General features: G+C 72.3%; 21 protein-coding genes. 15 read left to right on the top strand and 6 right to left on the bottom strand.

Annotated elements, in window-relative coordinates:
• The first annotated feature begins 189 nt into the window (after positions 1 to 189).
• The gene (locus ABZT74_RS16190; protein WP_081219628.1) at positions 190 to 1,155 is read left to right on the top strand and encodes a thiamine-phosphate kinase; all 966 of its coding nucleotides are present in this window, start codon (positions 190 to 192) and stop codon (positions 1,153 to 1,155) included.
• 201 nt (positions 1,156 to 1,356) lie between these two features.
• Here the strand turns inward: ABZT74_RS16190 and rpmB are convergent, their stop codons facing one another.
• Positions 1,357 to 1,542 carry a 50S ribosomal protein L28 gene (rpmB, locus tag ABZT74_RS16195; protein WP_153288410.1) on the bottom strand — a complete coding sequence of 62 codons (186 nt, stop codon included), beginning with the start codon at positions 1,540 to 1,542 and terminating at the stop codon, positions 1,357 to 1,359.
• Between the two features lie 258 nt (positions 1,543 to 1,800).
• Here rpmB and ABZT74_RS16200 point away from each other — a divergent pair, with 258 nt between their 5' ends.
• A complete protein-coding gene (locus ABZT74_RS16200; protein WP_356435483.1) occupies positions 1,801 to 3,507 on the top strand; it encodes a DAK2 domain-containing protein in 1,707 nt (568 codons plus the stop codon).
• A 27-nt stretch (positions 3,508 to 3,534) separates the two neighbouring features.
• Here ABZT74_RS16200 and ABZT74_RS16205 read toward each other — a convergent pair whose 3' ends face one another.
• Positions 3,535 to 4,464, bottom strand: coding sequence for a DMT family transporter (locus tag ABZT74_RS16205; RefSeq protein WP_356435486.1), 930 nt, complete (start codon positions 4,462 to 4,464; stop codon positions 3,535 to 3,537).
• An 86-nt stretch (positions 4,465 to 4,550) separates the two neighbouring features.
• On the opposite strand from ABZT74_RS16205, the gene ABZT74_RS16210 reads away from it, so the two are divergent.
• The gene (locus ABZT74_RS16210) at positions 4,551 to 5,495 is read left to right on the top strand and encodes a LysR family transcriptional regulator (protein ID WP_356435489.1); all 945 of its coding nucleotides are present in this window, start codon (positions 4,551 to 4,553) and stop codon (positions 5,493 to 5,495) included.
• Between the two features lie 215 nt (positions 5,496 to 5,710).
• Here the strand turns inward: ABZT74_RS16210 and ABZT74_RS16215 are convergent, their stop codons facing one another.
• Positions 5,711 to 8,779, bottom strand: coding sequence for a tetratricopeptide repeat protein (locus ABZT74_RS16215; protein WP_356435492.1), 3,069 nt, complete (start codon positions 8,777 to 8,779; stop codon positions 5,711 to 5,713).
• A complete protein-coding gene (locus ABZT74_RS16220; protein ID WP_356435495.1) occupies positions 8,776 to 10,614 on the bottom strand; it encodes an HSP90 family protein in 1,839 nt (612 codons plus the stop codon). Before ABZT74_RS16220 ends, ABZT74_RS16215 begins: the two co-directional genes overlap by 4 nt.
• Positions 10,615 to 10,777: 163 nt before the next feature.
• Here ABZT74_RS16220 and recG point away from each other — a divergent pair, with 163 nt between their 5' ends.
• The 8 genes from recG to mutM all read left to right on the top strand — a co-directional run bounded on the left by recG (position 10,778) and on the right by mutM (position 18,260).
• Positions 10,778 to 12,994, top strand: a complete 2,217-nt coding sequence (gene recG / locus ABZT74_RS16225; protein ID WP_356435498.1) for an ATP-dependent DNA helicase RecG — start codon at positions 10,778 to 10,780, stop codon at positions 12,992 to 12,994.
• A 67-nt stretch (positions 12,995 to 13,061) separates the two neighbouring features.
• On the top strand, positions 13,062 to 13,649 hold the full coding sequence (gene rsmD / locus ABZT74_RS16230; protein ID WP_356435501.1) for a 16S rRNA (guanine(966)-N(2))-methyltransferase RsmD: 588 nt from the start codon (positions 13,062 to 13,064) through the stop codon (positions 13,647 to 13,649).
• A gap of 26 nt (positions 13,650 to 13,675) precedes the next feature.
• A complete protein-coding gene (gene coaD / locus ABZT74_RS16235) occupies positions 13,676 to 14,155 on the top strand; it encodes a pantetheine-phosphate adenylyltransferase (protein WP_355868199.1) in 480 nt (159 codons plus the stop codon).
• A 99-nt stretch (positions 14,156 to 14,254) separates the two neighbouring features.
• A complete protein-coding gene (locus ABZT74_RS16240; RefSeq protein ID WP_355867837.1) occupies positions 14,255 to 15,346 on the top strand; it encodes an ATP synthase F0 subunit B in 1,092 nt (363 codons plus the stop codon).
• 175 nt (positions 15,347 to 15,521) lie between these two features.
• Entirely contained in the window at positions 15,522 to 16,166 is a 645-nt protein-coding gene (locus ABZT74_RS16245) for a YceD family protein (RefSeq protein ID WP_356169713.1), read from the top strand.
• Between the two features lie 2 nt (positions 16,167 to 16,168).
• The gene (gene rpmF / locus ABZT74_RS16250; RefSeq protein WP_006139588.1) at positions 16,169 to 16,342 is read left to right on the top strand and encodes a 50S ribosomal protein L32; all 174 of its coding nucleotides are present in this window, start codon (positions 16,169 to 16,171) and stop codon (positions 16,340 to 16,342) included.
• A 19-nt stretch (positions 16,343 to 16,361) separates the two neighbouring features.
• Positions 16,362 to 17,219, top strand: a complete 858-nt coding sequence (rnc, locus tag ABZT74_RS16255) for a ribonuclease III (protein WP_356169716.1) — start codon at positions 16,362 to 16,364, stop codon at positions 17,217 to 17,219.
• A gap of 174 nt (positions 17,220 to 17,393) precedes the next feature.
• On the top strand, positions 17,394 to 18,260 hold the full coding sequence (mutM, locus tag ABZT74_RS16260) for a bifunctional DNA-formamidopyrimidine glycosylase/DNA-(apurinic or apyrimidinic site) lyase (protein WP_356169718.1): 867 nt from the start codon (positions 17,394 to 17,396) through the stop codon (positions 18,258 to 18,260).
• 34 nt (positions 18,261 to 18,294) lie between these two features.
• Here the strand turns inward: mutM and ABZT74_RS16265 are convergent, their stop codons facing one another.
• Positions 18,295 to 18,729, bottom strand: a complete 435-nt coding sequence (locus ABZT74_RS16265) for a helix-turn-helix domain-containing protein (protein ID WP_355867849.1) — start codon at positions 18,727 to 18,729, stop codon at positions 18,295 to 18,297.
• 147 nt (positions 18,730 to 18,876) lie between these two features.
• Here ABZT74_RS16265 and ABZT74_RS16270 point away from each other — a divergent pair, with 147 nt between their 5' ends.
• Positions 18,877 to 19,476, top strand: a complete 600-nt coding sequence (locus tag ABZT74_RS16270; RefSeq protein ID WP_356169721.1) for a flavodoxin family protein — start codon at positions 18,877 to 18,879, stop codon at positions 19,474 to 19,476.
• A gap of 106 nt (positions 19,477 to 19,582) precedes the next feature.
• Here ABZT74_RS16270 and ABZT74_RS16275 read toward each other — a convergent pair whose 3' ends face one another.
• Positions 19,583 to 20,545 carry a CAP domain-containing protein gene (locus tag ABZT74_RS16275; protein WP_356169724.1) on the bottom strand — a complete coding sequence of 321 codons (963 nt, stop codon included), beginning with the start codon at positions 20,543 to 20,545 and terminating at the stop codon, positions 19,583 to 19,585.
• A 154-nt stretch (positions 20,546 to 20,699) separates the two neighbouring features.
• On the opposite strand from ABZT74_RS16275, the gene ABZT74_RS16280 reads away from it, so the two are divergent.
• The 3 genes from ABZT74_RS16280 (at position 20,700) to smc (ending at position 25,382) form a co-directional block, all read left to right on the top strand.
• On the top strand, positions 20,700 to 20,981 hold the full coding sequence (locus tag ABZT74_RS16280) for an acylphosphatase (protein ID WP_355867858.1): 282 nt from the start codon (positions 20,700 to 20,702) through the stop codon (positions 20,979 to 20,981).
• A gap of 382 nt (positions 20,982 to 21,363) precedes the next feature.
• Entirely contained in the window at positions 21,364 to 21,567 is a 204-nt protein-coding gene (locus tag ABZT74_RS16285; RefSeq protein WP_028802434.1) for a hypothetical protein, read from the top strand.
• Between the two features lie 224 nt (positions 21,568 to 21,791).
• Positions 21,792 to 25,382 (top strand): chromosome segregation protein SMC, encoded by a 3,591-nt coding sequence (smc, locus tag ABZT74_RS16290; protein WP_356435505.1) that lies wholly within the window; start codon positions 21,792 to 21,794, stop codon positions 25,380 to 25,382.
• The last annotated feature ends 103 nt before the right edge of the window (positions 25,383 to 25,485 follow it).

The raw sequence follows: 25,485 nt of genomic DNA on the forward strand, positions 1-25,485 counted from the left end.
CACGAGGATCATGTGGGGAAAAGGAACGCCACGGTATCGCGTTGCCGCACGCCGCGGGGAGACCCGCGGTGACTGGGGCTTGCGCGCCGGGGTGCAGGGACGGCACAAGTTGACGGTCAACTCGACCGTACCGAGTACGGACACCGCTCGCGACCGGGCACGAGCAGCGACAGAGGGAGCAGGACGATCATGAAGGGCACCGTGGGCGAGTTGGGGGAGTTCGGGCTCATCCGAGAGCTCACCTCGCGTCTCACCACCACCCCGGCGGTCCGGGTCGGCCCCGGCGACGACGCCGCGGTGGTGGCAGCGCCGGACCGCAGGGTCGTGGCGAGCACCGACATCCTCCTGGAGGGACGGCACTTCCGCCGCGACTGGTCCACGGCGTACGACGTCGGCCGCAAGGCCGCCGCGCAGAACCTCGCGGACATCGCCGCGATGGGAGCCGTGCCGACCGCGCTGCTGCTCGGCCTGGTCGTGCCCGCCGAACTCCCGGCCACCTGGCCGTCCGAGCTGATGGACGGGCTGCGCGACGAGTGCCAGGTCGCGGGGGCGGCCGTGGTCGGCGGCGATGTCGTACGGGGCGAGACCATCACCGTCGCGATCACCGCGCTCGGTGATCTGCGCAACCACGAGCCGGTCACCCGGGGTGGCGCCCAGCCCGGTGACGTCGTGGCGGTGACGGGCTGGCTGGGCTGGTCCGCGGCCGGCTTCGCGGTGCTCTCCCGCGGGTTCCGCTCGCCGCGCGCGTTCGTGGAGGCCCACCGCCGCCCCGAACCGCCGTACCACGCGGGCCCCGCGGCCGCCGGACTCGGCGCGACCTCGATGACGGACGTGAGCGACGGTCTGATCGCGGACCTCGGGCACATCGCCGAGGCGAGCAAGGTGCGCATCGACGTCCGTTCCGGGGACATCGACGTGCCGTCGCAGATGAACGACATCGGGCAGGCCGTCGGCGTCGACCCCATCCAGTGGGTGCTGAGCGGCGGAGAGGACCACGCGATCGTCGCGACGTTCCCGCCGGACGTGAAGCTGCCCGCGCGCTGGAAGGTGATCGGCGAGGTCCTCAACCCGTCGGCTCTTCCCCAGGTCACCGTGGACGGCGCCCCCTGGACGAGCAAGGGCGGCTGGGACCACTTCGGGGACATCGAGTCCTGAGAGCGGGTGGCGGAGTCCGTGCGGTGTGCGCCCGAGGGCGTGCGCCGCACCTCCGCGTACCGGGATGTACGGCGTAGGGGCATCCCGGGCCGTCCGGATGCCGGCGGATGCCGGCGGTCCCGGACAGCAAGAAACCCGCCCACCGGAAAGGTGGACGGGTTCAGTGCAAGCGAACCAGCAGTGGCCGCGCGCTGGCGGTTGTCAGCGCGTGACCTTGCCGGCCTTGATGCACGAGGTGCAAGCGTTCACGCGCTTCGGCGTCCCGCTCACAACGGTACGGACGCGCTGGATGTTCGGGTTCCAGCGACGGGACGTACGACGGTGCGAGTGCGAGATGTTGTTGCCGAAGCTCGGCCCCTTGCCGCAGACATCGCAGTTGGCAGCCACGGGTCACTCCAAAGACTTCAGATGCACTTACGGTTGATCCCTGCATGCCGGAATCAAGATCTAGGATCTGAGTGGCGGTGCCAGGGGGATGGCCCGAGTGGATCGGGCAACTGGAGCAGCATACAACGACTGCGTCCGGAGAACGAAACTACCATGGCCCGGCCGACCTCCCGCCCACCCCTCACAGGGCCCGCTACCGGCAGTAACCCTTGCTGGGACTACGCTGCGACCCACGTCCAGCCGCTCAAGGAGGCGCAGGTGCCGCAGGGACCGCAGACATTCGATGCTCTCGCGGTGCGTACCTGGTGCGGGCTCGCGCTGGAGGCCCTCGGTCGCGCGCGCGAGGAGATCGACGCGATCAACGTCTACCCGGTGGCCGACGGGGACACCGGCACCAACCTGTATCTGACCCTGGAGTCGGCCGCCGCCGCGGTCGAGGCGGTGTTCGCGGGCCACGCGATGGCCGCCGCGTCGGCGCCCCCGCCCCTGGCCGACGCCGTACGGGCGATGGCGCACGGAGCCCTGATCGGCGCCCGGGGCAACTCCGGGACCATCCTGGCGCAGCTGCTGCGGGGCATGGCACAGGTCCTCGCGGCCGACGGTGAGAGCGCCCACACCGACGGCCCGGGCCTGCGGCTGGCCCTGCGGCACGCGGCCGAGTCGGCACGCCAGGCCGTCGCCCACCCCGTGGAGGGAACGGTCCTCACCGTCGCGACGGCCGCCGCCGAGGCGGCCGCCGGCGCCGAGGGGGACTGCGGCAGCGTCGCACGGGCGGCCTACGAGGGCGCCGGCGTCGCGCTGGCCGCGACGACCCGGCAGCTGGCGGTGCTGGAGCGGGCCGGAGTGGTCGACGCCGGCGGGCGGGGCCTGGTGGCGCTCCTGTCGGCGCTGGTGCAGACGTTCACGGGCGAGGCGCCGAGGCAGCAGGCCACCGGGTCCGCCGCCCTCCCGCCGCACGCCGACGGGACGCCGGACGGAACGCCGGACGGGACGGACGGCGCCGAGACCGAGGCCTGCGGTGACGGAGCGGCCGGGGAGAGCGGTCCCGCCTTCGAGGTGATCTACCTCCTGGAGGCACGGGACGCCGCCGTGGACCGCTTGCGCGAGCGGCTCGACGGACTCGGCGACTCCCTCGTGGTGGTCGGCGGCGACGGGCTGTGGAACGTCCACGTGCACGTGGACGACGCCGGTGCCGCCGTCGAGGCGGGCGTCGAGGCGGGGCGCCCCCACCGCATCCGCATCACCCATTTCGGGCTCGGAGACGTCCACGCCGGGGGAGCGGGACGTCCGCCCAGGGAACGGGCGCAGCGCGCCGTCGTGGCCGTCGTGCCCGGCGAGGGTCTGGCCGGGCTGTACGCGGAGGCCGGGGCGACGACCGTGCTGGCCCGGCCCGGGGAGCCCCCGGCCAGCGGCGAACTCGTCCAGGCCGTACGACGGGCCCACGCGCTCGAGGTGGTGCTGCTGCCCAACGACGCCGACCTGCGCCACACCGCCGCGGCCGCCGCCGAACAGGCCCGCACCGAGGGTGTCCGGGTCGCGCTCATCCCCACCCGCTCCGCCGTGCAGGGCATCGCGGCGCTCGCCGTGCACGAGCCGGAACGCCGCTTCGACGAGGACGTCGTCGCCATGACCTCGGCCGCGGGAGCCACCCGCTACGCCGAAGTCGCCGTCGCCGAACGGCAGTCCTGGACCATGGCCGGGATCTGTCAGGCCGGGGACGTCCTCGGCCTCATCGACGGCGACGTCGCCGTCATCGGCGCCGACGTCACGACCACGGCGGAGACCGTCCTCGACCGCATGCTCGCCGCCGGCGGCGAAATGGTCACCCTGGTTCTCGGCGACGAGACCCCCGACGCCGTCGCCACCCGCCTCGAGGCCCGGGTGCGGGAGGCCTACCTGGCCGTGGACACCGTGGTGTACCGCGGCGGGCGGCAGGGCGCGCTGCTGCTCATCGGGGTCGAGTAGCCGGCGCCGGGACGGCCGCCGGACCGGTCACACGGCCGTCGGTTCCGTCGTCCTCGGGCCGGGTACCTCCGGCGGCGCGGAGGCTCTGAAGTCGCGTTCGACGGCCTGCCCCCAGTAGGTTCCCGCGACCATGAGTACGGCACCGAGAGCGGTGAGCACCGTGAGGTGTTCGCCGCCCAGCCCGATGCCGACGGCGACGGCCCACACCGGCTCCGTGCCCAGCAGCAGACTGGCACGGCTGGCGGAGCCGCGCTGCACCGCCCACGTCTGGGCGAGGAACGCGAACACGCTGCAGAACAGGGCGAGATAGAGCAGCTGAGCCCAGCCCGCCACGCCGACCCCGCCGAGCCGCGGCAGACTGCCCGCGACGGGCACCAGGAACAGGACGGTGCCGACGACCGTCTGAACGGCCGTGATCTGCAAGGGCCTTACCGGCCGACGGGCGGTGAGCCGTCCCACGAGGGCCACGTGGGCGGCGCGGACCAGCGCGGCCGCGAGCATCAACAGGTCGCCCACGCGCGGCTCGTGGAAGCCGTTGCCCGACACCAGCAGCCCGACGGCCAGGAGGCACAGGCCGGTCGCGGCGAAGTAGCGCGGGGGCAGTCCCGGCGCCCCCGCCGAACGGTCGAGGAACGGGGTGAGCACCACGGTGAGGCTGATGATCAGGCCCGCGTTCGCCGCGCTGGTGTGGGCGACGCCGTAGGTCTCCAGGACCAGGATCGCGGCCTGCGTGACCCCCAGCACCGAACCGAGCCGCAGCTCGTCCCGTGTGCAGCGGCCCGCCCCCTTCCCGAGGCCGACGAGGAGGACACAGGCGGCGGCGGAGATGCCGTAGCGCGCGAACAGGACGAGCAGGACGGGGAGCGCCGAGGTGGCGGTCTTCGCGGCCAGATAGCTGGAACCCCAGACGGCGGCGACAAGGAGGAGCACCGCGTCGGTGCTGCGGACTCGGGACACGCCCACACGCTCCCGCAGGCTGACGCTGAAGCACAGAGTCACCTTCTTCAAGAACCTTGAAGCATCACTACAACTACGATGCCCGGATGAACGAGCGACAGCTGCGGATCCTGCGGGAACTCGGGGAGCTGGGCAGTGTCACCGCCGTGGCCGAGGCGCTGTTGATGACCCCCTCGGCCATCTCCCAGCACCTGCGGCTGCTCCAGCGCGCCCTGCCGGTTCCGCTCACCGAGCGGGACGGACGGCGGCTGGTGCTCACGGAGGCGGGGCGTGCGCTGGCCGGTGCGGCGATCGAGGTGGAGACCGCGCTGGCCCGCGCCCGGCACACCGTCGACGACTTCGTGGACGAGCCGGCCGGCCAGGTGTCCGTGGCTGCCTTCCACAGCGCCGCCTCCACGTTCTTCCCGGTGCTGCTGCGCGGCCGGACGCCTGGGGCGCCGCGGCTCTCGCTCGCCGACGAGGACGTCGCCCAGGACCGGTTCCCCCGGCTCACGCGCGACTACGACCTGGTCCTCGCCCACCATCTCGGCCAGGCGGCGCCCTGGCCGCGCACGGTCACCACGACGACACTGCTGCGCGAACCGCTCGACGTCGCCCTGCCGGCCGACGATCCGCTGGCCCGCCGGGAGCACCTCACCCCGGAGGACGTCGCGGGCCGCCCCTGGATCACCGTGCACGACGGCTTCCCGCTGATGGCCACCATCGAGGCGATCGCGACCGCCGCGAACCGGCGGCTCGACATCGTCCACCGCATCAACGAGTTCGCGGTCGTCGCGGAGGCGGTCGCCGCGGGCGGCGGGCTCGCCCTGATGCCCCGCTGGACCACCCGCCCGCATCCCGCCGTGGTCCTGCGACCCCTCGCAGGCGTCCACGCCGTCCGGCGCATCGACGTCCTCCACCGCCCCGAACGCGCGGCCCGCAAGGCCGTACGGACCGTGCTCGACGAACTCCGCCAGGCGGCGGAGACGATCCGGCAGGGTGACACCGGGGGCACCGGGGGCACCGGAGGGACGCGGGGCCCGGCGGCCTGACCCCGCCCCGGGGGGCCCGCCGCGGGGGCGGACGGCGCGGAGTCCTGAGACCGGCCGCCCGCGTGCCCGCCGAGGAGCCGCCGAGGCCGGGCATCAGGGCGGCGCACCGGTTCGTCTCCTCCGGACGCCGTCCGCACGGGCGACGGGACAGGCCGGCGCGGGCCTGCCGGGCGTATGCCGGTCCCGCGCGGAACCGGCATCGGCGTCCGGCCGGCTCAGGCCTTCTCCGGCCTCTCCACGCGTTCCAGCATCCGCCCGGCCTCCGCGCGGCGGGCCTCGGCGACGTCTCCGTCCAGGCGGGGGCAGGCGTCGAGCACCGCACGCGCGCGGGCCGCCGCGGCCTCGTGCCGGCCCAGGTCCGCCTCCAGCCGGCCGGCGGCCAGTTCGGCGCCGGTACGGGCGTCGAGCACGTCGTCCCCGAGGGAGGCGAACACGGCGATGGCGCGAGTGAGATGACCGAGGGACTCCTCGAACGCGGCCCACGCGAGGGCCTCTTCCTCGTCGTCCGGGACGGAACGGGCCACCAGGTCCCCGAACTGGCGGTGCGTGTGGCCGAGTTCGGCGACCATCCCGCGCCGCGCCTCCTCCGCCTCCCCAGCGTCCGCTCCGCCACCGGGCGCCGTGCCCGGCGAGCCGGCGGCCTGCGCCGGGCCCTCCACCGCCGCCGCACACGCGCGCAGCGCCGCTTCCATCAACTCCCGCGCTCCGTCGAGGGTTTCGTCGCTGCGGGCCGCGGCCCACGCGCGCGCCCGCAGCGACCGGACCAGCCCGTCCACGTTGCCCAGCTCGCGCCACAGGTCGCCTGCCCGGGCATACGCCCGGTCCGCCTCGGCGGTCAGCCCGGCGCGTCCGAGGGCCTCGGCGGCGAGATGCGCGAGCATCGCGTGGTCCCGCTGCTCGGGCCAGTGCCGGGCGATGTCCGCGGCCCGCAGCCAGTGCTCGGCCGCCCCGCGGTGCTCGCCCAGCTCGGTCAGACAGTCGCCGAGCCACCAGCGCGTCTGCACGATCGCGCCGTCGCCGTGCATCTCGGCCGTCAGATCGGGCAGCGCCGACTCCAGGATCTCGGCGGCCTCCGCCCACCGCCCCTGACGGAGCAGGAACCCGCCGAGCTGATGACGCGCCCAGGCACCGAGCGTGCAGGCCTCACCCGCCTCGTCGGCCCAGTGCGCCGCCTCCAGGGCGTGCTCCGCGGCGGGGCCCACCTGCCCGGTCGCCGCCAGGATCTCCGCCAGCCGCAGCTGCAACTGCGCCTGGCCCGCCGGCTCCAGGTGGGACCCTCCGTGCTCCAGGGCGGCCCGCGCCGACCGCTCCGCCAGCTCCGGGTCGCCCAGGTGCAGGGCGATCCCGGCGAGCCGGGAGTCGTACTCCACCGCGAACCACGGCAGCCCGGCCGCCACGAACCCGTCGACGGCCAGCGTGAGCGCCGCGGCCGCCGCCTCGCCGTCCCCGGCACGCGCCGCCAGCTCCCCGAGCATCGCGTGGGCCTCCGCGCCGCGCGAAGCCACGGCCGGGTCGTCGGCGCCGTGCGGCTCCACCAAGGCCAGCAGTTCCCGCGCGGCCGCCTCCGCGACGGCCATGACCTCGTCCAGTGGATCCGGACCGCCGGGCGGGGCGCTGTCCTGCGCGGACTCCGCCTCCTCCACCCGGTGCATCAGCGTCCGCGCCCGGCCCACCAGCACCGACGCCGTCTGCGCCACACCGGTGCCGCCCCGCGCGAACAGGGCGAGGACCTGCTCGCGCAGCTCGGCGCAGTCGGCCAGGGACTCCTCGGAGCCACCGGTCAACGCCCGCACGTACGCGGCACGGGAGCGCGCCGCGAGCGCCTCGCCGGGGTCACCCGCCTCCGCGTACAGCTCGGCCGCCCGCAGGAACAGGTCGATGCCCTGCGGGCCCCGCCCCATCGCCGCGTGATCGGCGATCGCCGCACGGTCGTGGACGTCCAGCTCATGCCCCTCGGCGGCCCGCGAGACCGCCTCCCACGCCTCCACGGCGTCCGGACTCCGGCGCGCGGCCAGCCCCCGGGCCTCGGCGAGCAGGGCGTCCAGCCCGGTCGCCGCGCTCCCGCCGGGTGCCGCGTCCCCGTTGCTCCCGGCGGACGGCGCGACTCCCTGGGCGTCCGGCGGGGGAGTGTGCGCCTCGATCGGCGCCCCCTGGCCGGCGCGGGCGGTGCGCACGGACCGGACGCCCAGCGGCAGCCGGTCGACGAGCACCGGCCGGTCCATCCGCGCGCCGGCCCGCTCACTCACGTACGACGTGCCGTTGCGGGCGTCGAATCGAGAGGCCAGCGCGAGCGCCTCCCCGCGCGCGTGCACGGCGAGTTCCGCCGCCGTCCAGACCCGTCCGGCGGGCCCGGGAACCGTCTGCTCCCCGAGCCCCAGAGCGGTCAGGCGGTCCATCAGGAGCGCCACCACCGCCATGAATTCCAGCTTGCTGCGGGGGTCCCCGGAGTCCGTGAAGTAGGCCGGACGCTCCGCGAGGAGCTCCAGGGCGCGCGCCTCGTTGCCGGTGACGGCACAGAACTCCACGTGGTCCGCGTACGCGCTCCGCATGCTCTCCATGGCGCGCACCAGCCGGAAACCCCGCAGATGGTGGGCGCGCGCCTCCTCGACCCGCCCGAGACGCAGCAGCGGCAACAGGGACGACGCGAGCACCGTGTGCGGCTCGTGGGCGCAGCCGTACTCGCCCTCCAGCACCGGCGCCCACAACTCCAGCGCCTCGCCGTCGGCGCCGCGCACCGACTGCCACCACCCCTGCCCGTGCAGCTCGCACGCGTGGCAGTCGGCCATCGTGTCGCGGTCGGCGGCGAGCCAGGCACCGTACGCCCGTTCGGCGCGCGCCAGATCGCCCAGGTGCGCGGCGACACTGAACTCCGCGCTGCGCACCGCCCGTTCGGAGTGGCCGGCGAGGCGGTAGCGGTGCTCCATCTCGCCGAGCCACTTCTCTATGGAGGCGAGCGGGACGTGCGGCTGGTCGAGCATGCCCGCCGACATCCACTTGAAGACCCAGTGCAGGGAGTGGATCTCGTACTCGTCGAAGTCCTCGGGGCGCTCGTCCCACATGCGCAGCAGGCGCGCGAAGGGCACGAACATCTTGCCCTTCTCCGAGCTGTAGTTGTAGACCTTCAGCTGGTGTCCGAGCGCCTCGATCACGGCGAGCGGGATGCCCAGCTTCTCGGCCTCCACGAGCAGGTGCTCCGCGCGCGCGTTGCGGGCGGGGCCCTCCGGCTGACCGTAGTTGTCCGCCATCGCCCGGCGCAGTGTGTCGAAGTCCATGGCCGGGTTCATCGGCGGTCGTCCTTTCCGGGGTCGGTGTGCGTGGCCCACTCCAGGAGGCCGATGAAGGCGCGGTTCAGGAGCGCGGAGTCCGCCGGCCGCAACGGGCGCTGGGCCATCAGCAGGGCCTGCCCGTAGAGCGACTCCGTGGCGGTGCCGATCAGGTCCGGCTCGTCGAGCGAACTGATGCGCCGGATCAGCGGGTTGAGATGGTTGAGGACCAGCCGCGCGCGCGGGGCGCTGCCGCGCAGCGAGCCGAGGATGCCGGCCCACAGGTCGTCGGCCTGCTCCTCGGCGTCCGCGCGGGCCTGCTCGTGCCGGGCGGCCCGGTCGTCCAGGTGCAGGGCGGGCACCGACAGCGGATGGAAGGCCCGCAGGACGACGTCGCAGCCCAGCGGGTCGAGCCGGGCCCGGGCGGCCGCCAGGAACGCCGACAGCGCCAGCTCCTCGGCCGGGTCCACCCCGTCCAGGTGCGCGGTCACGGTGTCCGCGTCCAGCTCCGAGACGACCGTGCCCGGACGCACCGACGGCAGCGCTTCGACCAGTTCGCTGTCGTACGTGTAACCGCCGTTGACGACCCCGACGCCCTGCGCGGAGGCGATCGGCGCGACCTGCCGGTACTCCTCCACCGTCCGCGTGAAGTGCACCACCGGGTGCCGCTGCGCGAACTCCTCCAGGGACAGCCGTCCGTCGGTCGTCTCGAACGGCAGCCACGGCAGCATCGTGCGCAGCATCTCCGGGTCGTGCCGCGCCAGCGACTTCACCCCGAGGTGGTGCACCGAGAGGAACGCGGCCAGCCGCTCCGGATCGCCCGCCGCGAGCCCGGTCAGCCAGGACCGGATGCGCTCGCCCAGCGCCTCCCGTACGGCCGCGAGCGTCTCGTCCTCGTACAGCGACTCGCGTGAGGCGGTGGGCCGCAGACTGTCCGTGTCGAGGACACAGCGCACGAAGAACGCCCAGTCGGGCAGCAGCTGTTCGGCCCGCTCGGTGAGCAGCATGCCCTTCAGGTGCACCCGGTGACTCGCCCGCTGGGCGGGGCTGACCGCCGACGGCAGCACATAGGCCACACCCCGGATCCCGGCGAGCGGCACGTCCAGGTCGATCGAGTCCAGCGGAGTGAACCCGAACAGGTCGTGACAGTGCCGGGCCAGTGCCACGCGGCGGGTGGCGGGGCTCGGATAGGAGCGGTCCCAGGGCGCGGGGAGATCCGCGATCGCCTCCTCGCCCACCCGCACGTCGTACGGCAGCAGCGCCCCGAAGTCCCGGGCCAGCGACCTGACCCGCTCGGGGCTCAGCCACTCGGCGGCCCCGGCGCGCGCCACCAGGTGCACGGTGGTGCCCGGTTCGGGTCGCGCGGAGTGCGGCAGCGTCCGCACGGTGTACGAGCCGTCGTCCGCCGCCGTCCACTCGACCGGCGCCGCGTCGGGCGTCCGCGCGCTGCGGCTGACCACCCGGATGCGCTCGGCCACGACGAAGCAGGCCAGCAGCCCGATCCCGAACTGGCCGAGGAAGTCCGAACGGGCCGACTCCAGGCCGTCGTCGCGCTTGGAGCTGCGGCCGATCGTCGCGAGCAGACTGTGCACGTCGGACTCCGTGAGCCCGATGCCCGAGTCCTCCACGCGCAGGGCGCCGCCCTCGGCGTGCAGCCGCACCGTGGCGGGCGCGTCCGGCTGCTCGGCGCGGCGCGCGGTGATCGCGTCCACCGCGTTCTGCAGCAGCTCGCGCAGATAGACCTTGGGGCTGGAGTACAGGTGATGGGAGAGCAGGTCGACCAGACCGCGCAGGTCGACCTGGAACGTGTGAGGTGACGGGGAGGCCGGTGAGGGCTGTGAGGTCTGGGAGTCCATCGTCGCTGCGCCGGTGGGGGGACGTGCGACGGCGCGGGGTCGGGCGGTCCCGGGGGACGGTGACCGCGAAGAGGGCCGGAGCGCGTCATCCTAGGCCCGGAACGAGCCGCCTGACCAGCGGATTTCCAGGACGTATACGGCAATGTCAGAGGTGTGGTGTGCAATGGATCTCGTGCCCGTGCTCGATGAACCACTGAAAAAGGCGCTCGGTGCCGCCACCGCGAAGGTGATGGCCGAGCACCTCGGCCTGCACACCGTCGGCGATCTGCTGCACCACTACCCGCGCAGATACGAGGAGCGGGGCCAGCTCACCCACCTCGCCGACCTGCCGCTGGACGAGCACGTGACCGTGGTCGCCCAGGTCGCCGACGCGCGCCTGCACACCTTCGCCTCCTCCAAGGCGCCCCGCGGCAAGGGCCAGCGCCTCGAAGTGACCATCACGGACGGCAGCGGCCGCCTCCAACTGGTCTTCTTCGGCCACGGCGTGCACAAGCCGCACAAGGAGCTACTGCCCGGCACCCGCGCGATGTTCTCCGGCAAGGTCTCCGTCTTCAACCGCCGCCTCCAGCTCGCCCACCCGGCGTACGAACTGCTCACCGGGGACGGCGACGAGGCCGTGGAGAGCGTCGACAGCTGGGCCGGCGCCCTCATCCCGATCTACCCGGCCACCGCCAAGCTGGAGTCCTGGAAGATCGCCAAATCCCTCCAGACGGTGCTGCCGAGCGCCCAGGATGCCGTCGACCCCCTCACGGACTCGCTGCGCGAGGGCCGCGGCCTGGTCACCCTCCCGGAAGCCCTCCTCAAGATCCACCGCCCGCACACCAAGGCGGACATCGACGACGCCCGCGCCCGCCTCAAGTGGGACGAGGCGTTCGTCCTCCAGGTCGCCCTCGCCCGCCGCCGCCACGCCGACGCCCAACTCCCCGCCGTGGCGCGCGTCCCCGCACCGGACGGCCTGCTCACCGCCTTCGACGCCAAACTGCCCTTCACCCTCACGGAGGGCCAGCAGAAGGTGTCCAAGGAGATCTTCGACGGCCTCGCCACCGAGCACCCGATGCACCGGCTGCTCCAGGGGGAGGTCGGCAGCGGGAAGACGATGGTCGCCCTGCGCGCCATGCTCGCCGTCGTCGACGCCGGGGGGCAGGCCGCGATGCTCGCGCCCACCGAGGTGCTCGCCCAGCAGCATCACCGGTCCATCACCGAGATGATGGGCGAGCTGGCCGAGGGCGGCATGCTCGGCGGGGTGGAGCACTCGACGAAGGTCGTCCTGCTCACCGGCTCCATGGGCGCGGCGGGCCGCCGCAAGGCCTTGCTCGACCTGGTCACCGGCGAGGCCGGGATCGTCATCGGCACGCACGCGCTGATCGAGGACAAGGTCCAGTTCCACGACCTGGGCCTGGTCGTGGTCGACGAACAGCACCGCTTCGGCGTCGAGCAGCGCGACGCCCTGCGCGGCAAGGGCAAGCAGCCCCCGCACCTTCTGGTCATGACCGCCACCCCCATCCCGCGCACGGTGGCGATGACGGTCTTCGGGGACCTGGAGACCTCCGTGCTCGACCAGCTGCCCGCAGGCCGTTCCCCGATCGCCAGCCATGTCGTCCCCGCCGCCGACAAGCCGCACTTCCTCGCCCGCGCGTGGGAGCGCGTGCGCGAGGAAGTGGAGAACGGCCATCAGGCGTACGTGGTCTGCCCGCGCATCGGCGACGAGGACGACGACCCGAAGAAGGGCAGGAAGAAGGCCTCACCCGAGGACGACGCGGAGAAGCGTCCTCCGCTGGCCGTCCTGGACATCGCCGCCCAGCTCGCCAAGGGACCCCTCCAGGGGCTCCGGATCGAGGTTCTGCACGGCCGGATGCACCCCGACGACAAGGACGCCGTGATGCGCCGCTTCGCCGCCGGCGAGACGGACGTCCTCGTCGCGACGACAGTCATCGAGGTCGGGGTGAACGTACCGAACGCCACCGCCATGGTGATCATGGACGCCGACCGCTTCGGTGTCTCCCAGCTCCACCAGCTGCGGGGCCGCGTCGGCCGCGGCTCGGCGGCCGGGCTGTGCCTGCTCGTCTCCGAGATGCCCGAGGCGAGCCCGGCCCGCCAGCGGCTGAACGCGGTGGCCTCCACGCTGGACGGCTTCGAACTCTCCCGCATCGACCTCGAACAGCGCCGCGAGGGCGACGTACTCGGCCAGGCCCAGTCCGGAGTCCGCTCCTCCCTGCGCATGCTCGCCGTCATCGAGGACGAGGAGATCATCGCGGAGGCCCGCGAGGAGGCCACCGCGGTCGTCGCCGCGGACCCCGAGCTGACCGGCCTGCCCGGACTGCGCACCGCTCTGGACGCCCTGCTCGACGAGGAACGCGAGCAGTACCTGGACAAGGGCTGACCGCGGTGACCGGCCGTCGGCTGAGAGACTGGGAACGACCGACTCACCCTCAGCGCAAAGGACCCTCATGACCCGCGTGATCGCCGGCCGGGCCGGCGGACGCCGTCTGGCCGTCCCGCCGGGCACCGGCACCCGCCCCACCTCCGACCGGGCGCGCGAGGGCCTCTTCTCCACCTGGCAGTCCCTGCTCGGCGGCCCGCTGGGCGGCGAGCGCGTCCTCGACCTGTACGCGGGGTCGGGCGCCGTCGGGCTGGAGGCGCTCAGCCGCGGCGCCGGACACACCCTCCTCGTCGAGGCCGACGCCCGCGCGGCCCGGATCATCCGCGAGAACGTGACGACACTGGGCCTGCCGGGCGCCGAGGTCAGAGCGGGCAAAGCGGAGCAGATCGTCCGTACGGCGCCGCCCGCGGAACCCTACGACCTGGTCTTCCTCGACCCTCCGTACGTGGTCCCGGACGACGATCTTCGCGAGATCCTGCTCACACTCCGGACCGGGGGCTGGCTCACGGAGGATGCGCTCGTCACCGTGGAGCGCAGCACCAGAGGCGGCGAATTCGTGTGGCCGGACGGTTTCGAAGCCGTCAGGGCCCGTCGATACGGCGAGGGCACGTTTTGGTACGGTCGCGCCGCCTCTACGTGCGAAGACGCACGATGACCGGACCGGAGAGCGAGGGACCACTGTTGCGCCGCGCCGTCTGTCCGGGGTCATTCGACCCCATCACCAACGGACACCTCGACATCATCGCCCGCGCCTCGCCGCTGTACGACGTCGTACATGTCGTGGTGATGATCAACCAGTCGAAGAAGGGCCTGTTCACGGTCGACGAGCGGATCGAGCTGATCCGCGAGGTCACGGCCGAGTTCGGCAACGTCCAGGTCGAGGCCTACCACGGCCTCCTCGTCGACTACTGCAAGCAGCGCGACATCCCGGCCATCGTGAAGGGCCTGCGCGCGGTCAGCGACTTCGACTACGAACTCCAGATGGCCCAGATGAACAACGGCCTCTCGGGTGTCGAGACCCTCTTCATCCCCACCAGCCCGACCTACAGCTTCCTGTCCTCCTCCCTGGTCAAGGAAGTCGCGCAGTGGGGCGGCGACATCAGCCACCTCGTGCCGCCGTTGGTTCTGGAACAGCTCACGGAGCGACTGGGCAAGCAGTGAGCGGCTGACAGTGCGTCACCCGGTGTCGGGCGGGGCGGCAGTGGTCGTACAGTCGACCCGTCCGTCTCCATCACAGCTGTAGAGAGTGGCGAGCACACGGTGGACGTGCAGAAGAAGCTCGATGAGATCGTGGCCGCGGTCGGCAGTGCCCGGTCCATGCCGATGTCGGCCTCGTGCGTGGTCAACCGCGCCGACCTGCTCGCGATGCTCGAGGAGGTGCGCCAGGCGCTGCCCGGCTCCCTCGCCCAGGCGCAGGAGCTGATCGGCGGCCGCGAGCAGATGGTCGAGCAGGCCCGCCAGGAGGCCGAGCGGATCATCGAGACCGCGCATGCCGAGCGTGGCTCCCTGATCTCCGACACCGAGGTCGCCCGCCGCTCGCAGAACGAGGGTGACCGGATCCTCGCCGAGTCCCGTCAGGAGGCCGAGGACATCCGCGCCGAGGCCGACGACTACGTCGACTCCAAGCTCGCCAACTTCGAGGTCGTCCTCACCAAGACCCTCGGCTCCGTCGGCCGCGGCCGGGAGAAGCTCCTCGGCACCGGCCCGGGCGTCGACGAGCAGGGGTACGAGGACGAGGACGCCCCCGAGCGCAGCCACGACCCGGAGACCCTGCGCCGCAACGCCGACGAATACGTCGACATCAAGCTCGGCGCCTTCGAGGCGGTCCTCGCCAAGACCCTGGAGGCCGTCGGCCGCGGCCGGCAGAAGCTGCACGGCCGGATCGCCAGCGACGACCTCGGCGACCTGACCCCCTTCGGCGACGACGGGACGCCGGGCCTGCACACCAGCGACTCCGACTACCTGGCCGGCCTCGCCGACCTGGCCGAGGTCCCCGAGCAGCCCGTCCAGGCGGCCCCCGAGGTGCCGGCCCAGCAGCCGTCGTACGGCGAGCAGCAGGAGGCGTACGCCTACCAGCACCAGCAGCAGGACCCGTACGGCTACCAGCAGCAGTACGCCCAGCAGCAGGACCCCTACGGCTACCAGCAGGCCGACCCGTACGCCGCCTACCCGCAGCAGGGCTACGACCAGCAGGCGGCGTACGACCAGAACCAGCAGCAGGCGTACGTCCAGCAGCAGGGGCAGCTCCAGGAACAGCAGGCCCAGGGGCTCGACGAGACCAGTCTCTTCGACACCGGCATGATCAGCGCCGAGCAGCTCAGGGCCTACGAACAGGGGCGCGGCGGCCACTGACGGCCGGGCCGGGAGGGGCGCGCGCCGGGGGACGGAGCGGGTCGCCCGGACCGGATTGGGCCGTGAGCGAAAGGTCCAGTATCCTGGCTCTTCGGTCGCGTGTACGTCCGCGATCAACGCTGCCCGCGGAACACCAGGGGCAGCGTCCCCATGAGTTCGAAGATCGAAAGCAGGAATGGCTCTGAACGCCCGCCTCGACCACCGCAACCCTCTCGTGTTCGACACACACGAGCTGGGGCGGCGTCCTGGCGCGCTGCAGCGCCTGAACCGCACGATCGACGCGCCCCAGGATCTCGGGATCCAGGGCGTCATCGGAGTGCCGGAAGGCGCCCCGGTGGAGCTCGACCTCCGCCTGGAGTCGGTCATGGAAGGGGTGCTTGTCACAGGCACCGCCCGTGCATCGGCCAAGGGGGAGTGCGTAAGGTGTCTGGAGCCGCTTGAGCAGGTGCTCGAAGCGGACTTCCAGGAGATGTTCTCGTACCCTGACGCCGATGACCGGGGCCGCCCCAAGGCGGAGCCGGCCGACGACGCCGAGGACGACGAGGACACGCTCTTCCTCGAGGACGGCTTGTTCGACCTCGAACCCGTGCTGCGTGATGCGGTAGTGCTCGCACTGCCGATGCAGCCGGTGTGCCAGGACGACTGCCCGGGCCTGTGCTCCGAATGCGGAGCCCGGCTCGCGGACGACCCGGAGCACCAACATGACGCCGTCGACATCCGTTGGGCGGCACTGCAGGGACTCGCCGGTTCACTCGAAGATGGCGAGAAGGACGAGTTGAGCGGCGCCGAACCTGGCGTCGACGAGAAGCAGGAGAAGTAGCCGTGGCTGTTCCGAAGCGGAAGATGTCGCGCAGCAACACGCGCCACCGCCGGTCGCAGTGGAAGGCTGCGGTCCCCACCCTGGTTGCGTGCGAGCGCTGCCACGAGCCCAAGCTGCAGCACATCGCGTGCCCGGCTTGCGGCACCTATAACAAGCGCCAGGTCCTCGAGGTCTGAGCGGCTGGTGAGAGGTCTGATGTCTGACGCCAAGGCGGACTCAAACGCCAAGAAAAAGGCGGAGAACACAGCCTCGTCCCACACGCTTCTGGAAGGGCGGCTCGGCTACAAGCTCGAGTCCGCCCTTCTGGTGCGTGCGCTGACCCATCGTTCCTACGCGTACGAGAACGGCGGTCTGCCGACCAACGAGCGCCTGGAGTTCCTCGGGGACTCCGTGCTGGGGCTCGTGGTCACGGACACGCTGTACCGCACCCACCCCGACCTGCCCGAAGGCCAGCTGGCCAAGTTGCGGGCCGCGGTGGTCAATTCTCGTGCGCTGGCGGAAGTGGGCCGCGGCCTCGAACTCGGCTCCTTCATCCGGCTCGGCCGTGGTGAAGAAGGCACGGGAGGCCGGGACAAGGCGTCCATCCTCGCCGACACCCTTGAAGCGGTGATCGGCGCTGTCTATCTCGACCAGGGTCTGGAAGCGGCGGGCGATCTCGTCCACCGGCTCTTCGACCCGCTGATCGAGAAGTCCTCGAACCTCGGTGCCGGCCTGGACTGGAAGACCAGTCTCCAGGAGCTCACCGCGACCGAGGGGCTCGGCGTTCCCGAGTACCTGGTCTCGGAGACCGGTCCCGACCACGAGAAGACCTTTACTGCTGCCGCCCGCGTCGGAGGCGTCTCGTACGGCACCGGCACCGGCCGCAGCAAGAAGGAGGCGGAGCAGCAGGCCGCGGAGTCCGCGTGGCGTGCGATCCGCTCCGCCGCGGACGAACGCGCGAAGTCGGCCCAGGCCGCGGAGCAGGCGGCTCGCGCCGCTCAGCCTCCGGCCGAGGACGTCGAGGGGACCGAAGAAACCCCCTCGGCACCGACCACCGACACGGCCACGGCCTGATCCTTCACAAGAAGCACCGCACCATCGGACCCCGTCGCAGCGCACCAGCGCCGCGGCGGGGTCCGTGCTTGTGCGGGGCCGGGGGAGGGGGCTCGACCGCGCCCGGGCAGGGCCCGCCGCGTGCGATGTACGCTTCCGGCATCACCCCTCAGTCCGCCCCTCCGGAGGAGTCCCGTGCCCGAGTTGCCCGAGGTCGAAGTCGTGCGGCGGGGCTTGGAACGCTGGGTGTCCGGGCGGGTCGTGCAGTCCGTCGAGGTGCGCCATCCACGGGCCGTGCGGCGGCACTTGGCGGGTCCGGACGGCTTCGCCAAGTCGCTGGAGGGGCAGCGGATCGGTGAGGCGATGCGGCGCGGCAAGTATCTGTGGCTGCCGCTCGACGACTCCCCGTACTCCGTGCTCGCGCACCTCGGGATGAGCGGTCAGCTCCTCGTGCAGCCGCTGGAGGCCGTGGAGGAGAAGCACCTGCGGATCCGTTTCCGCTTCGACGACTCCCTCGGTACCGAGCTGCGCTTCGTCGACCAGCGGACCTTCGGCGGGCTCTCCCTGCACGAGAACACCGCGGACGGACTGCCGGACGTCATCGCGCACATCGCCCGCGATCCGCTGGACCCGCTGTTCGACGACGCCGCGTTCCACGTCGCCCTGCGGGCCCGCCGCACGACGATCAAGCGCGCCCTGCTCGACCAGTCACTGATCAGCGGCGTCGGGAACATCTACGCGGACGAGGCGCTCTGGCGCTCCAAGCTGCACTACGAGCGTCCGACGGGGACCATGACCCGGCCGCGCACCGCCGAACTCCTCGGCCACATCCGCGACGTCATGAACGACGCCCTCGCCGTCGGCGGCACCAGTTTCGACAGCCTGTACGTCAACGTGAACGGCGAGTCGGGCTACTTCGACCGCTCGCTCGACGCGTACGGACGTGAGGGCGAGCCGTGCCGTCGCTGCGGGACGCCGATGCGCCGGCGGGCCTGGATGAACCGCTCCAGCTACTTCTGCCCGCGCTGCCAGCGCGCTCCGCGTCCGGGCGCCGACCTCTGACCGTCCCGCTCCCGCTCGCCGCAGTCCCCGCAGGTCACGCCCCACGCGTCGTGTCGTAGCGCCCGCGGGACTCCAGGACCTCGTCCATGTTGCCCTCCACGAACGTGATGAGGGCCAGCAGGCGCTCGGCGACCTGGCGACCGAGCGGCGTGAGGGTGTAGTCGACGCGCGGCGGGTTCGTGGGCTGTGCGTCCCGGTGCACCAGCCCGTCGCGCTCCAGCGCGTGCAGGGTCTGGGAGAGCATCTTCTCGCTGACGCCGTCGACCCGGCGCCGCAGCTCGTTGAAGCGGAACGTGCCGTCGTGCAGTGCCCCCAGCGTGAGCGAGCCCCAGCGGCCGGTGACGTGCTCCAGCGTGCCCCGGGACGGGCAGCCGCGCGCGAACACGTTGTACGCGAGGTCCTCGCCGTCGGGGCACGCGGTGCCCTCGTCGCGGTCGGGACGCTCGGAGAGGGGGACGACGGTTTCCATGCGAGCAGCATACGCAGACGCAGCGCTTCCCGAAAGGTTGCACTAACCAGAAGTTAGTGCTTTCCTTTCGGCATCGCTGGTGAGCGGCTCATACGCCGCTCCCGCACTCGTTTCGTTCTCGTTCTCATGCTCTGAGGAGTTCCCACCGTGACGACCCCCGTTGTCTCCATCGCCTACCACTCCGGCTACGGCCACACCGCGGTCCTCGCCGAGGCCGTGCGCACGGGTGCCCTCGAGGCCGGTGCCGAGGTTCATCTGATCAAGGTCGACGAGATCACCGACGCGCAGTGGGAGCAGCTCGACGCCTCGGACGCCGTGGTCTTCGGCTCGCCGACCTACATGGGCACGGCGTCGGGCGCCTTCCACGTCTTCGCGGAGGCGTCCTCGAAGCGCTGGTTCGGCCAGGACTGGAAGGACAAGCTGGCCGCGGGGTTCACCAACTCGGGCTCCAAGAGCGGCGACAAGCTGCACACCCTGCAGTTCTTCCAGATCCTCGCCGCTCAGCACGGCATGAACTGGGTCAACCTCGGTCTGCACCCGGGCTGGAACAACAGCGCCGGCTCGGAGCACGACCTCAACCGCCTCGGCGTCTTCGCGGGCGCCGCCGCGGCCACCAACGTCGACGAGGGGCCCGACGCGGTCCACCCGTCCGACATCGCCACCGCGGAACACCTGGGCCGCCGGATCACCGAGACGGCCCGCGTCTTCGCCCTGGGCCGCGCGGCGGCGTCGGTGCCGGTCGCCTAGACGGGGCCGGCGCGCGGCGGGCAGCGCTACAAGGCTCGTCCGCGTGACGACGTGCGGGACCGGGCGCCGACGGGTTCGGCGGCAGGGTCGGTCGTGAAGGGTCGGCTCAGTAGCCGAAGTCCTGCGTCCACCAAGGGCCGCCCGAGCCGAAGTGGGCTCCGACGCCGAGGGTCTTGAAGTCGCAGTTCAGTATGTTCGCGCGGTGGCCGGGGCTGTTCATCCAGGCCTCCATCACCGCTTCGGCCGTGGTCTGGCCGCGGGCTATGTTCTCGCCGCCGAGGCTGGTGATGCCGGCCTGCGCCGCACGGTCCCAGGGGCTGAGGCCGCTCGGGTCGGTGTGGTCGAAGAAGTCGCGTGCCGCCATGTCCTCGCTGAAGGACTGGGCCAGGTCCGAGAGCGCGCTGTTCGCGGACACCGGGCTGCAGCCCACCTTGGAGCGCTCGTCGTTGACGAGCTTGAGCACCTCGGCCTCGGCCGCCGTCTCCGCGGACACGGTCACCGGGGCCTTGGTCGCCGGCGCCTTCGTCGCGGTCTTGGAGGGCTTCGGGGCCGCGGGGGCCTTCGACTCCTCGGTCGGCTCGGCGCTGGGCTTCTTCGAGGGCGTCTTCGTCGGGGCGGCCGACGGCGACGACGAGGAGGGGGCCGCCGAGGGGGTGGCCGCGCGATGGGCGTCACGGCTCGTCGCCGTGTCGTCGTCGTGGGCCTCCGCGCTGCCCGAGGTGCCGCCCTGCTGGGTCTCCAGACCGGAGGGCGAGCCGACGGCCTGCACCTTGTCGGAGCTGCCGCCGCCACCACCGAGCGCGTAGTTGTCGCTGCCGGGCAGCACACCGGCCGCGACGGCGGCGGTGCCCAGGGCCACGGCGGCCGAGACACCGAGCAGGCCGGTGCGTACGGCGGTCGCACCCTTCTTCTTGCGGTGCGAGCGGGCGGACGACGCGGACGGGAGATCGGCGACGGCGGCGTAGCCGTACAGGTTCTCCGGACCGTAGTTCTCCGTGTCGGCCCCGTGCTGGTCGGTGGCGCGGCCTGTGGCGGCGCGGCCGGCGGCGTGGCGTCGGTGGCGTCCCATCTCTTGGGCCTTCCTCGATCTTGCGTCAGGCGATCCTCAAACGAACCTCACCCGAAAGAGTGAGTTTCTTATGAGACTCATTGGGTGGGGACGGTACCCCATGGCGCAAGGGGAGGAAGTGCTCCGAGAGACATTGTCCGGTTAGCGTGCACCCATGAACGAGGTTGTACGGCTGGTCGTCTGGGTACGCGGGCGCGTCCAAGGTGTGGGTTTCCGCTGGTTCACGCGTGCCCGGGCTCTGGAGATCGGCGGCCTGAGTGGTTTTGCTCTCAATCTGGAGGACGGACGCGTCCAGGTCGTCGCGGAGGGCCCTCGCGACGGCTGTCAGGGACTGCTCGACTGGCTCCAGGGCGACGACACGCCCGGCCGGGTGGACGGAGTCACTGAGATCTGGGACACGCCCCGGGGGATCTACGACAGCTTCGCCATCCGCTGACGATGTGACGCGCGAGGGCCTCCGGGAAGCCCTCCGCGCATGCCCCGGGCACCTGCCCGAAGCAGGAATGGCCTGGTGGTTGCCAAGAAGGCCGCGAAGTGGCAGGCTCGCGAGGTAACGATGATCTCCACGCCCTGAGGGTCCCGCAGGAGTCGCAGCGCCGCCGGTTCAGAGCCGCGCGACAGCGGGTTGCCCCCCGATACGGGGCGTGATCGTGTTGACCGTCAAACTTTTTGGTGAGACTCTGAAAGCCCCGCGCACCTTAGCTGTTTGGCATGTGGAACGGCAGCAGGACATCAGCAGTGTCAAGCATCGCGGGTGCGATTCCCTCACGACCCACACCGCTTCCCGGTCGGTCACTCAGTGTGGAGGACCATCCATCATGGCAAAGGCGCTTCTCGGTTACGTCGGCGGTTCCGACCCGCGACTCATCGCCGAGATGCGACGGCTCCAGCAGCGCGTACAGGACCTCGAATCCGAGCTCGTACGGATTCAGGCCGAGAACGACGCGCTCGCGGCTGCCGCTTCTCACGACTCGCTTCTCGAGAGCATCGACGTACCCCAGGCGGAGCCTGCGCTCACCTGACCGCTGCACCGCACTACTCACGACAGCAGTGGTCGGCCAGCCCGAATCAGCCGCTAAGTTGTCAGATTTGCAAGGGACGCCTCTTCGGCGTCCCTTCTTTCTTGCCCCCGCGCCCCCGTGGACCCCCGTCCCCTCTCTTTAACGTGTGGTGTGCCCTGCACATTCACGGGTGAAACCGCGCGTTCATGGAGTGAGACCGGGACCGAAAGGTAGAGTCCGGCGGCGTGCACCTCAAGGCCCTGACCCTCCGCGGGTTCAAATCGTTCGCCTCGGCGACCACGCTGCGGTTCGAGCCGGGCATCACCTGTGTCGTGGGCCCCAACGGTTCGGGCAAGTCCAACGTCGTGGACGCGCTCAGCTGGGTCATGGGAGAGCAGGGCGCCAAGTCGCTGCGCGGCGGCAAGATGGAGGACGTCATCTTCGCCGGTACCACCGGGCGCCCGCCGCTCGGCCGTGCCGAGGTCTCCCTCACCATCGACAACTCCGACGGCGCCCTGCCGATCGAGTACGCCGAGGTCACCATCACGCGGATCATGTTCCGCAACGGCGGCAGCGAGTACCAGATCAACGGAGACACCTGCCGCCTGCTGGACATCCAGGAGCTGCTGTCCGACTCCGGCATCGGCCGCGAGATGCACGTCATCGTCGGCCAGGGCCAGCTCGACTCCGTCCTGCACGCCGACCCGATGGGCCGCCGGGCCTTCATCGAGGAGGCGGCCGGCGTCCTCAAGCACCGCAAGCGCAAGGAGAAGGCGCTTCGCAAACTGGACGCGATGAAGGCGAACCTCGCCCGCGTCCAGGACCTCACGGACGAACTGCGCCGCCAGCTGAAGCCGCTCGGCCGGCAGGCCGCCGTGGCACGCCGCGCCGCCGTCATCCAGGCCGACCTGCGCGACGCCCGGCTGCGGCTGCTCGCCGACGACCTCGTCCGGCTGCGCGGGGCGCTCCAGTCCGAGATCGCGGACGAGGCCGCGCTCAAGGAGCGCAAGGAGTCTGCCGAGGCCGAGCTGAAGAAGGCGCTCCAGCGGGAGTCCCTCCTGGAGGACGAGGTCCGGCAGCTGACGCCGCGCCTCCAGCGCGCCCAGCAGACCTGGTACGAACTCTCCCAGCTCGCCGAACGGGTGCGCGGCACGATCTCGCTGGCCGAGGCGCGCGTGAAGAGCGCCACGTCGGTGCCCGCCGAGGAGCGGCGCGGACGCGACCCCGAGGACATGGAGCGCGAGGCCGCACGGATCCGTGAGCAGGAGGCCGAACTCGAAGCGGCCCTGGAGGCGGCGGAGCGGGCTCTGGAGGACACGGTCTCCCACCGCGCGGATCTGGAGCGCGAACTCACCGTCGAGGAGCGCCGCCTCAAGGACGTGGCCCGTGCCATCGCCGACCGCCGCGAGGGCCTCGCCCGCCTCAACGGCCAGGTCAACGCCGCCCGTTCACGGGCCGCGTCCGCCCAGGCCGAGATCGACCGGCTCGCCGCCGCACGCGACGAGGCACAGGAGCGCGCGTTCGCCGCCCAGGAGGAGTACGAGCAGCTGAAGGCCGAGGTCGAGGGCCTCGACGCCGGCGACGCCGACCTCACGGACCAGCACGAGGCGGCGAAACGGGCGCTGTCCGACGCCGAGGCCGGTCTCGGTGCCGCCCGCGAGGCCGTCACCGCGGCCGAACGCCGGCGGGCCGCGACCCAGGCCCGCCACGAGGCACTCGCGCTCGGGCTCCGGCGCAAGGACGGCACGGGGGCGCTGCTCGACGCCCGCGACCGGCTGACCGGACTGCTGGGCCCCGCCGCCGGACTGCTGTCGGTCACCCCCGGTTTCGAGGTCCCGCTCGCCGCCGCGTTCGGCGCGGCCGCCGACGCCATCGCCGTCAGCACGCCGGCCGCGGCCGCGGAGGCCATTCGGCTGCTGCGCAAACAGGACGCGGGCCGGGCCTCCCTCCTGCTCGCCGGAGCACCCGAGGAGTCCGTCCGGGACGTCCGGGACGGACACAGGATCGGGGGAGAGGAGCAGGGCCCTGGTGACGGGGGGCGGTACGCCGCCGACCTCGTGCGCGGGCCCGCCGAGCTGATGCCGGCCGTACGGCGGCTGCTGCGCGGCATCGTCGTCGTCGGAACCCTGGAGGACGCCGAGGACCTGGTCTACGCGCGGCCCGGGCTCACCGCCGTGACCGCCGAGGGCGACCTGCTCGGCGCCCACTTCGCGCACGGCGGGTCCGCCGGAGCGCCCAGCCTTCTCGAGGTGCAGGCCTCGGTGGACGAGGCGGCGGCCGAGCTGGAGGAGCTGGCGGTGCGCTGCGACGAGCTGTCCGAGGCACAGCGCCTCGCCGCCGGGCGGCGCACGGAACGGGCCGCGCTCGTCGAGGAGCTGGGGGAGCGGCGGCGGGCCGTGGAGCGGGAGAAGTCGTCGGTCGCGCAGCAGCTCGGCCGGCTGGCCGGGCAGGCGCGCGGAGCCGCGGGCGAGGCCGAGCGGAGCACCGCGGCGGCCGCCCGCGCGCAGGACGCCCTCGACCGGGCCCTGGAGGAGGCGGAGGAGCTGGCCGAACGGCTCGCCGTGGCCGAGGAGATGCCCGTCGAGGAGGAGCCCGACACCTCGGCGCGGGACCGGCTCGCCGCGGACGGCGCCAACGCCCGGCAGACCGAGATGGAGGCCAGGCTCCAGGTGCGGACCCATGAGGAGCGGGTCAAGGGCCTCGCCGGACGGGCCGACTCGCTCGACCGGGCCGCCCGGGCCGAACGCGAGGCACGCGCGCGTGCCGAGCAGCGCCGGGCACGGCTGCGTCACGAGGCGGCCGTCGCGCAGGCCGTGGCCTCGGGAGCGCGGCAGCTGCTCGCGCACGTCGAGGTCTCGCTCGCCCGCGCCGACGAGGAGCGCACCGCCGCCGACAGCGCCAAGGCCCACCGCGAGCAGGAACTCGTCGCCGCGCGGAGTCAGGGACGCGACCTCAAGTCCGAGCTGGACAAGCTCACCGACTCGGTGCACCGCGGGGAGGTGCTGGGCGCCGAGAAGCGGATGCGCGTGGAGCAGCTGGAGGCGAAGGCACTGGACGAGCTCGGCGTCGAGCCGGGGGGACTCGTCGCGGAGTACGGCCCCGAGCAGCCCGTACCGCCGTCCCTTCCGGCCGAGGGCGAGGAGCTGCCCGAGGACCCGGAGCACCCGCGCAACCAGCCCCGGCGGTTCCACCGTGCCGAGCAGGAGAAGCGGCTCAAGTCGGCCGAGCGGGCGTACCAGCAGCTGGGCAAGGTCAACCCGCTCGCCCTGGAGGAGTTCGCCGCGCTCGAGGAGCGTCACAAGTTCCTCAGCGAGCAGCTGGAGGACCTCAAGAAGACGCGAACCGACCTCCTCCAGGTGATCAAGGAGGTCGACGAGCGGGTCGAGCAGGTGTTCACCGAGGCGTACCGGGACACCGCCCGGGAGTTCGAAGGGGTCTTCAGCCGGCTGTTCCCGGGCGGCGACGGACGGCTGATCCTGACAGACCCCGACAACATGCTCACCACGGGCGTCGACGTCGAGGCCCGGCCACCGGGCAAGAAGGTCAAGCGGCTCAGCCTGCTCTCCGGCGGCGAACGGTCGCTGACCGCCGTGGCGCTGCTGGTGTCGATCTTCAAGGCGCGCCCCAGCCCGTTCTACGTGATGGACGAGGTGGAGGCGGCGCTCGACGACACCAACCTCCAGCGGCTGATCCGCATCATGCAGGAGCTGCAGGAGGCCTCGCAGCTGATCGTGATCACGCACCAGAAGCGCACGATGGAGGTCGCCGACGCGCTGTACGGCGTCTCGATGCAGGGCGACGGAGTCTCGAAGGTCATCAGCCAGCGACTGCGCTGACGTCCGCGGGGGCGCTGTCCCCGGACACTCGCCGGCGGGGCCCCGGGCGTCGCCCACCCGGTCGGCGTACGCGGACTCGCCTTCGCCGTGCGGGCGTCGGCCG

Source organism: Streptomyces sp. NPDC005302, from assembly GCF_040607345.1.
Taxonomy (GTDB): Bacteria; Actinomycetota; Actinomycetes; order Streptomycetales; family Streptomycetaceae; genus Streptomyces.

What these genes read in the sequence shown, in the direction of transcription:
- ABZT74_RS16190 (WP_081219628.1), top strand. Translation starts at nt 190, where the DNA reads ATGAAGGGCACCGTGGGCGAGTTGGGGGAGTTCGGGCTCATCCGAGAG.
- ABZT74_RS16210 (WP_356435489.1), top strand. Translation starts at nt 4,551, where the DNA reads ATGAACGAGCGACAGCTGCGGATCCTGCGGGAACTCGGGGAGCTGGGC.
- ABZT74_RS16215 (WP_356435492.1), bottom strand. Translation starts at nt 8,779, where the DNA reads ATGAACCCGGCCATGGACTTCGACACACTGCGCCGGGCGATGGCGGAC.
- ABZT74_RS16220 (WP_356435495.1), bottom strand. Translation starts at nt 10,614, where the DNA reads ATGGACTCCCAGACCTCACAGCCCTCACCGGCCTCCCCGTCACCTCAC.
- recG (WP_356435498.1), top strand. Translation starts at nt 10,778, where the DNA reads ATGGATCTCGTGCCCGTGCTCGATGAACCACTGAAAAAGGCGCTCGGT.
- rsmD (WP_356435501.1), top strand. Translation starts at nt 13,062, where the DNA reads ATGACCCGCGTGATCGCCGGCCGGGCCGGCGGACGCCGTCTGGCCGTC.
- ABZT74_RS16245 (WP_356169713.1), top strand. Translation starts at nt 15,522, where the DNA reads ATGGCTCTGAACGCCCGCCTCGACCACCGCAACCCTCTCGTGTTCGAC.
- rnc (WP_356169716.1), top strand. Translation starts at nt 16,362, where the DNA reads ATGTCTGACGCCAAGGCGGACTCAAACGCCAAGAAAAAGGCGGAGAAC.
- ABZT74_RS16265 (WP_355867849.1), bottom strand. Translation starts at nt 18,729, where the DNA reads ATGGAAACCGTCGTCCCCCTCTCCGAGCGTCCCGACCGCGACGAGGGC.
- ABZT74_RS16275 (WP_356169724.1), bottom strand. Translation starts at nt 20,545, where the DNA reads ATGGGACGCCACCGACGCCACGCCGCCGGCCGCGCCGCCACAGGCCGC.
- ABZT74_RS16280 (WP_355867858.1), top strand. Translation starts at nt 20,700, where the DNA reads ATGAACGAGGTTGTACGGCTGGTCGTCTGGGTACGCGGGCGCGTCCAA.
- ABZT74_RS16285 (WP_028802434.1), top strand. Translation starts at nt 21,364, where the DNA reads ATGGCAAAGGCGCTTCTCGGTTACGTCGGCGGTTCCGACCCGCGACTC.